Origin of the sequence: Pseudomonas sp. NFACC51 (assembly GCF_900103575.1) — a bacterium.
Lineage (GTDB): Bacteria > Pseudomonadota > Gammaproteobacteria > Pseudomonadales > Pseudomonadaceae > Aquipseudomonas > Aquipseudomonas fluorescens_Q.
In genome coordinates, this window is record NZ_FMXH01000002.1 from 594,461 (window position 1) to 600,695 (window position 6,235).

General features: G+C 56.6%; 9 protein-coding genes and 2 tRNA genes. 4 read left to right on the forward strand and 7 right to left on the reverse strand.

Translation table 11 applies throughout. From position 1 onward, the window contains the following. Positions 1–117: 117 nt before the first annotated feature. Both BLT00_RS06630 and BLT00_RS06635 read left to right on the forward strand, forming a co-directional pair. Positions 118–348 carry a hypothetical protein gene (locus BLT00_RS06630; protein ID WP_063321315.1) on the forward strand — a complete coding sequence of 77 codons (231 nt, stop codon included), beginning with the start codon at positions 118–120 and terminating at the stop codon, positions 346–348. Positions 349–469: 121 nt separating this feature from the next. Next, positions 470–895, forward strand: coding sequence for a hypothetical protein (locus BLT00_RS06635; protein ID WP_092143632.1), 426 nt, complete (start codon positions 470–472; stop codon positions 893–895). 25 nt (positions 896–920) lie between these two features. Here the strand turns inward: BLT00_RS06635 and BLT00_RS06640 are convergent, their stop codons facing one another. After that, a complete protein-coding gene (locus tag BLT00_RS06640) occupies positions 921–1,148 on the reverse strand; it encodes a PLD nuclease N-terminal domain-containing protein (RefSeq protein WP_014338117.1) in 228 nt (75 codons plus the stop codon). A gap of 88 nt (positions 1,149–1,236) precedes the next feature. After that, positions 1,237–1,422 (reverse strand): hypothetical protein, encoded by a 186-nt coding sequence (locus BLT00_RS06645; protein WP_003201747.1) that lies wholly within the window; start codon positions 1,420–1,422, stop codon positions 1,237–1,239. Positions 1,423–1,707: 285 nt separating this feature from the next. Here BLT00_RS06645 and BLT00_RS06650 point away from each other — a divergent pair, with 285 nt between their 5' ends. Next, the gene (locus tag BLT00_RS06650) at positions 1,708–2,070 is read left to right on the forward strand and encodes an NUDIX hydrolase (protein WP_092143635.1); all 363 of its coding nucleotides are present in this window, start codon (positions 1,708–1,710) and stop codon (positions 2,068–2,070) included. Between the two features lie 128 nt (positions 2,071–2,198). On the opposite strand, the gene BLT00_RS06655 is transcribed toward BLT00_RS06650, so the two are convergent. The 3 genes from BLT00_RS06655 to BLT00_RS06665 all read right to left on the reverse strand — a co-directional run bounded on the left by BLT00_RS06655 (position 2,199) and on the right by BLT00_RS06665 (position 3,238). After that, positions 2,199–2,666, reverse strand: a complete 468-nt coding sequence (locus tag BLT00_RS06655) for a hypothetical protein (RefSeq protein WP_092143638.1) — start codon at positions 2,664–2,666, stop codon at positions 2,199–2,201. A gap of 218 nt (positions 2,667–2,884) precedes the next feature. Then, a tRNA-Leu gene (locus tag BLT00_RS06660) sits at positions 2,885–2,971 on the reverse strand. 193 nt (positions 2,972–3,164) lie between these two features. Further along, a tRNA-Cys gene (locus tag BLT00_RS06665) sits at positions 3,165–3,238 on the reverse strand. A 392-nt stretch (positions 3,239–3,630) separates the two neighbouring features. Here BLT00_RS06665 and BLT00_RS06670 point away from each other — a divergent pair. Beyond that, positions 3,631–4,410, forward strand: coding sequence for a TSUP family transporter (locus BLT00_RS06670; RefSeq protein ID WP_092143641.1), 780 nt, complete (start codon positions 3,631–3,633; stop codon positions 4,408–4,410). Here the strand turns inward: BLT00_RS06670 and nudC are convergent. Then, positions 4,378–5,208: an NAD(+) diphosphatase gene (nudC, locus tag BLT00_RS06675; protein WP_063321342.1), complete on the reverse strand. Its 831-nt coding sequence runs from the start codon at positions 5,206–5,208 to the stop codon at positions 4,378–4,380. The genes BLT00_RS06670 and nudC overlap by 33 nt on opposite strands. A gap of 6 nt (positions 5,209–5,214) precedes the next feature. Continuing rightward, entirely contained in the window at positions 5,215–6,027 is an 813-nt protein-coding gene (locus BLT00_RS06680; protein ID WP_092143644.1) for a crotonase/enoyl-CoA hydratase family protein, read from the reverse strand. Positions 6,028–6,235 lie beyond the last annotated feature (208 nt).

Consider the following 6,235-nt stretch of genomic DNA (forward strand, 5'->3'; position numbering starts at 1 on the left):
AGCCGGACGCCGGATTCTTCGACAGACCTGAAATAACTCAACTACGCTTAAACCACGGCACAGCCCGCCCCTGGCGGGTTTTGTGCTGCCTCATCAACCCCTGAATGGAGGTGTGACATGTCCGAAAAAGAGTCCATCACCACCCTGCTCACCTTGCTCGAATCGCGTCAGGCCCGGCTCACGGCAGCCTGCAAGGAAATCGCCGACTGGGTCGACCACCAGGGCGGGCATCCCACCGCAGTGCGCATCCGGGACCGGCTCAACGACATCGACAAAGATGCCCCGTCGATCCAAAGCGCGCTAATGTCGCTCAAGCCTGCTGAACCCCCTCTGCCCAAGTTTCGCTGACGCGCTGCGCCAGACCTGTTTCTCCCTGAGTTCTACCGGCTGGAAAACTGATGGAACGCGGGCTTTTTTTGCACCTCGAAATTGATAGGCACCGGTGCAGAAACCGCAAAGGGAGAAACTCATGAATGCCAGAATCCTGCTATTGATCGTTTGTGCGAGCCCCGTCGCCGTCTTCGCCCAAGGCTGCGATGTCATCACTCGATCCCAGAGCCAGGCCGTCCCAGTAATCGAAAGCCACAGTTGCTACGAATACAAAGGCATGCCCGCGGAAACCCTCGATTGGTCTTGCAGCAATGAAAGCAAAGGAACGCTCACGACCCAAAAGCTTAAAGTCGAGCGTTGTGCCGAAGGATACGTGGCGACATGCCAGGCGAAGCCGACCCAGGAAGCGTTGGCCAACCCGCACTCAACCAGCAAGGACAAGCGCGGTGGGTCGGCCACTCTTCCCGATAATGCAAAATTGACGTGGTACTACTACGGTATCGAGCAGTTGCAGCAGGCCCAGGAAGACTGCGAAACCACCGGCGGCAATTGGATAAACCATTGAGGTGGCTCCCACAGCCTCTTCCTGGCTAGCCCTTGCTGTGCTCCGGCGATGAAGGACCTTCCTTGACCCCGCGAGGCCCGGCTACGCCCCAAATGACCAGGCCTAGCACTGGCAAGATGATCAGCAGCAGGGCCCAGCCAGCCTTGGTGCCGGCCGACTTGTCGCTTCGAAAGACACTGACGATCGCCCACAAATCGACGAGCAGCAAAAGCACCGCAACAGCGATCCAGAAATAACTGGCTAATTCAGACATGGCCTAATCCTCTTGTCGGTTCAAGGATTAGGCAGAGCCGTTGAGGCGCCGTTCAAAGAATTTGCACCCTCAAGATGCGCATTGGCGGCTATCCCCGCTCGTTCAGATAAGCGACCCACTGCTCATAGGCCTCATGTTGACGCTGGACCGCCTCATCCCAAGTCGATCCACTCATTTGATGAACACATATGAGTTTCATCATTTCCGATGTCGCCGTATCGAGCTCCACCAGGAGCTCATGGGATTTGATCTTGAAGTCTTCAACGGTGGTCATTTCTCGCTTCCTTCCCCTATCGGGGACGGCCAATGCACCCAACATGGATTCATTTTTTTGAAGCTGATTCATTTGAGGCGATAACCGGTCGAAAACCTAGTGCTAGTGGTCGGAGAGATGGATTGGAGCGATGGCAGGCACGAATAAGCTCAGTCTTCTCCGCTCCGTCGCGGTCGTATTGGATAAGACCTTGAAAAACTCGATATTTGAACGGAGCAGCTAATGCCAGGCTCAAATATTGCAGATATATTTCATTTTAATGACAGTCACAGATCGAGCACGGCCATGAAAATTCGAGCGACCGTCATCTGCGAGGAAAATCGCCATATCCTCCTGGTTCGCAAAGCCAATAGCCGCTGGGCGTTGCCGGGCGGTACCGTCGAGCGCGGGGAATCCCATGCCGGGGCAGCCATACGGGAGTTGGCAGAGGAAACCGGCTTGGACGTCGAGAACCTGCTCTACTTGATGCGAATCAGTGACGGGCAGACCGAACATCATGTGTTCGAAGCATCGGTCAGCGACTCGACGGCGGCCAAGCCACAGAATGAAATCAGCGATTGCCTTTGGCACCCGCTGGACGCCATTGCCCAACTGCAAATGAAAAAGGGAACGCGGGACATTCTCGAAGCTTTTCGGCGGCGGTTGTGAGGCGCCGGCACTGATGATCAACGCCGAATAGGTTGCATGAGATAAATCATGCAACCTATTGTTTTATAAGTATTAGATGATCAGAAAATGCCTGAAAACCTGCCATCAAGCCACTGGGGGCAATGGGCTCACTTTTTCTGCCAGGCGGTGCTGATCGGATTGACCACGGTATTTTTTTCCTGCGTATAGGTCCCATTCTGCTGGGCTATCGCCTCGCCAGTGTCGACAATTGCGTTCTGGATAAATACGTTTTGTTCATCACCTCGAATAAAGGTGAGTTGGTGATACGCCGTTTTATTTCCCCAATCCGGGGAAGGCAGGGAAATGAACTTCACGGTGTATGTCTCATCGGTGTGTTGGCCCTGCAAGACGTAGACACCGTAATGATTTTCTCCCTGAGAGATGATCTTGTACAAACCGTTGCTGTAGTAATAAATTTCCGCATCGGGAAAAGGCTTCTTATCGTACATTTTCCGATAGTGCAGAACCTGCTTGACGGTCGGCTCGCCAAAGTCCACAGCCAGCGATTTCCCATCAACGGAGGTTGTCTCCCCAGCGTATACAGCGCTGCTGCTCATCAAGGCTAACAGACTCATCGTTGCGACTGTGTTCACTCGTTACCTCTCCATGGTAAAGGATTAGCGTAATGGGCAAGGCCTGGAGGATATGACCCCCTTGCTAATCTCGACACCGAGTGTAAGGGCTTGTGCTTGAAAACGCCCGCAGGCTTAGACTCCGTTTCTGCAGCAATTTCCAGAAGCATAAACGAACAAGGGTTTGCATTAGCTTTCGCTCGCAAACCCTTGATTTTAGATGGTGCCCGAAGCCGGAATCGAACCGGCACGCCCTTACGAGCGGGGGATTTTAAGTCCCATGCGTCTACCAGTTTCGCCATTCGGGCGGTAGCGCGGTTAGCCATGGAAATATCGGCAAAATCCAATGGCCGATGTTCTGGCTGGTGCAGCAAGAGGGGGGAATATATACATCCCTCCCCCGCGAAGCAAGGTAGCTCATGTCCTTTTCAATACAAAAGCTTTCAATGCTTCGAAATAAAAAAGCTCCGTAAATCATAGATCTACAGAGCTTTTTAAAAGTGGAGGCCGAAGTCGGAATCGAACCGGCGTAGGTGGATTTGCAATCCACTGCATAACCATTTTGCTATTCGGCCTCAGAACGCTTGATGCGATGCTGCCACATCAACCGCAGTACAAACTGATCAGGAAACAAGCCACCTACTCGGCGCTATCTCCTTGAAAACATTAAGATTTTTTACGTCTCAGTGCGTTCGATGGGCGCAATTATGTACTCATTTGCCTAGGCTGGCAACCCCTTGATTTCAAAAAAAAATCGCCCAGCGGTCTCGGTGTGCCAGGCAGATATCAGAAGCCTTTTGGGGCTGCTGCACAGCCCTGGGTGAGCAGGCTCCCTCGTTACGGGGATTTGCGGGGTTGTGAGGTCTACGGTGCACCGCCCAACCGGCTGTCGCAGCCCTGCACCATTATGGGTAACATACCGGCCTTCCCCGCAGCCCTTCTGCGACCTGCTAAATAAGCCTATTCCATGCCTTTTGAACTCAGCGTTGACCTCACTACCCTCGCTATTCTTGCTGTTGTCGCATTCATTGCCGGTTTCATCGATGCCATTGCCGGTGGCGGTGGGTTGCTGACCACGCCAGCCCTGCTGACGGCAGGCTTGCCGCCTCATCTGGTCCTGGGGACCAACAAACTCAGTTCGACCTTCGGCTCGGCGACGGCCAGCTTCACCTTCTACAAGCGCAAGCTGTTCCACCCAAGGCAGTGGACTCATGCCCTCGTCGGCACTCTGGTCGGGGCCCTGACCGGCGCCATCGTCGCCCATTACTTGCCCGCCGAGTGGCTGAACAAGATGCTGCCGGTGATCGTCTTCGCCTGCGGCCTGTATCTGTTGTTCGGCGGCACGCCCAAGGCACCGCTGGACAGCGATGCACCGATCAAGAAGACATGGCAGTCGCCCCAGGGCTTCAGCCTGGGTTTCTATGACGGTGTGGCCGGGCCGGGTACGGGGGCGTTCTGGACTGTGAGCAGCCTGCTGCTCTACCCCATCGACCTGGTCAAGGCCAGTGGCGTGGCCCGTAGCATGAACTTCGTCAGCAACATCGCGGCACTGTCGGTGTTCATCTTTTCCGGGCAAGTGGATTGGGTCATCGGCCTGAGCATGGGCCTGTCGGTGATGATCGGCGCGTTCTTCGGCGCTCGCACCGCCATCAGCGGCGGTGCGAAGTTCATCCGACCGGTGTTCATCACCGTGGTGCTGGGCTTGACCGTGCGCCTAGCCTGGCAGCACTGGTTCAGCGTGGCCTAAGCGCCGCGCCACATACAGATCGATCAGGTAGCGGGCGATGGAGCGCGAGGCCGGCAATGGTGGCAAGTCATGGACGTTGAACCACTGGGCGTCCTCGATTTCATCTTCCTGGGGCACAATGTCGCCACCAGCATATTCAGCGTGGAAACCGAGCATCATCGAATGGGGGAACGGCCAGCACTGGCTGCCCATGTACTGGATGTTCTTCACCTCGATACTGACTTCCTCGCGAACCTCGCGCACCAGGCAATCCTCGGCCGATTCGCCAGGCTCGGCAAACCCCGCCAGGGTGCTGTAGACGCCCGGGACGAAACGCGGCGAACGGGCCAGCAGGACTTCATCGCCGCGAGTAATCAACACGATCATGCTCGGTGATATCCGCGGATAGTGCCGCAGCTCACAGGCATCGCAATACATGGCTCGTTCCAACGGAATCTGACCCATGCGCTTGCCGCAACTGCCACAGAAACGATGTTCGCGGGCCCAGGTGCCGATCTGCGCGGCATAGCCCAACACTTTGTACAGCGTGTGGTCATCCTCGAGCATGAACGCCCGCAGGCCTTTCCAGTTACAGCCTGGGATGTCCAGCGAGCTGTGCAATTCCAGCAGGTAGACCGGCTCGCCATCCAGGTGACCGATGCCGTGCTCGGCGAGGACCGACAGGTCTTGGCGCTTGAGCCATTCGCGGGGAAACAGCGCGCCGTTGTCATCGAACAGAAAGCCCTCAGGGCTGCGGGCGACGGCCCAGCCGCCAGCAAGAGCGGTATCGAGTACTGCGGTGGTCCAGCGTGAAATCATGGTCAATCAATCCTGAAATTCAGGTTTCTGTTTGCTCATATGGGCGGCCATGGCCACGCGCAGGTCGGTCGATTGCAACATGGCGGCATTCCAGGTGGCGACGTATTCCAAGCCGTCGTCGATGCGGTGGTCGCGCATGTAGCTGATCATTTCCTTGGTGCCAGTCACGGCAATCGGCGACTTGGCGGCGATCTCCCGGGCGATGCCCATCACACCGTCGAGCAGGCTGGCGGTGTCACTGTAGACACGATTGACCAGGCCGATGCTGCGCGCTTCGTCGGCTCCGAAGGTGCGCCCCGTATAAGCGAGTTCACGCAGCATGCCGTCCCCGATGATCCGGGGCAAGCGTTGCAGTGTGCCAACATCGGCGGCCATGCCGATATCGATCTCCTTGATGGAAAACTGGGCGTCCTCGGCCGCGTAACGCATGTCGCAGGCGGCAATCAGGTCGATGGCCCCGCCCAGGCAGTAGCCCTGGATCGCGGCGAGCACGGGTTTGCGGCAGTTGTCCACGGCGTTGAACGAGGCTTGCAGTTGCTGAATCTTGCGCCGCAGCAGGCGTGCATTGCGCCCTACGTCCTTGCCCAATTCGTTGGCCACGCCCGCCAGCATCATCAGGTCTATCCCCGAGGAGAAATGCTTGCCGGCGCCGCTCAGCACCACCACCCGTGCGGCATCGGTGTCGTCGATCCATTGGAAGATCTCGATGATCTCGCTCCAGAACGCGGCGTTCATCGAGTTGATCTTTTCCGGGCGATTGATCTGCACATGGGCAATGTTGTCTACAAGTTCGACGTTGAACGCTTGGTATTGCGACATGGCAGTGATCCTTTACCGGCTGAAAAGAGGCTTGAACTATAACAAGCCAGCGCAACAGGACGTAGGCAGTGCATCGGCCAAAAGCGGGACTGCTCGCCTTTCATGAAGATCGACCCGTGGCGAGGGAGCTTGCTCCCGCTGGGGCGCGAAGCGGCCCTAAAACCCGGCGACACGGTAGATCAGGTTGATTGAGTGAGCTTGAGAGGGG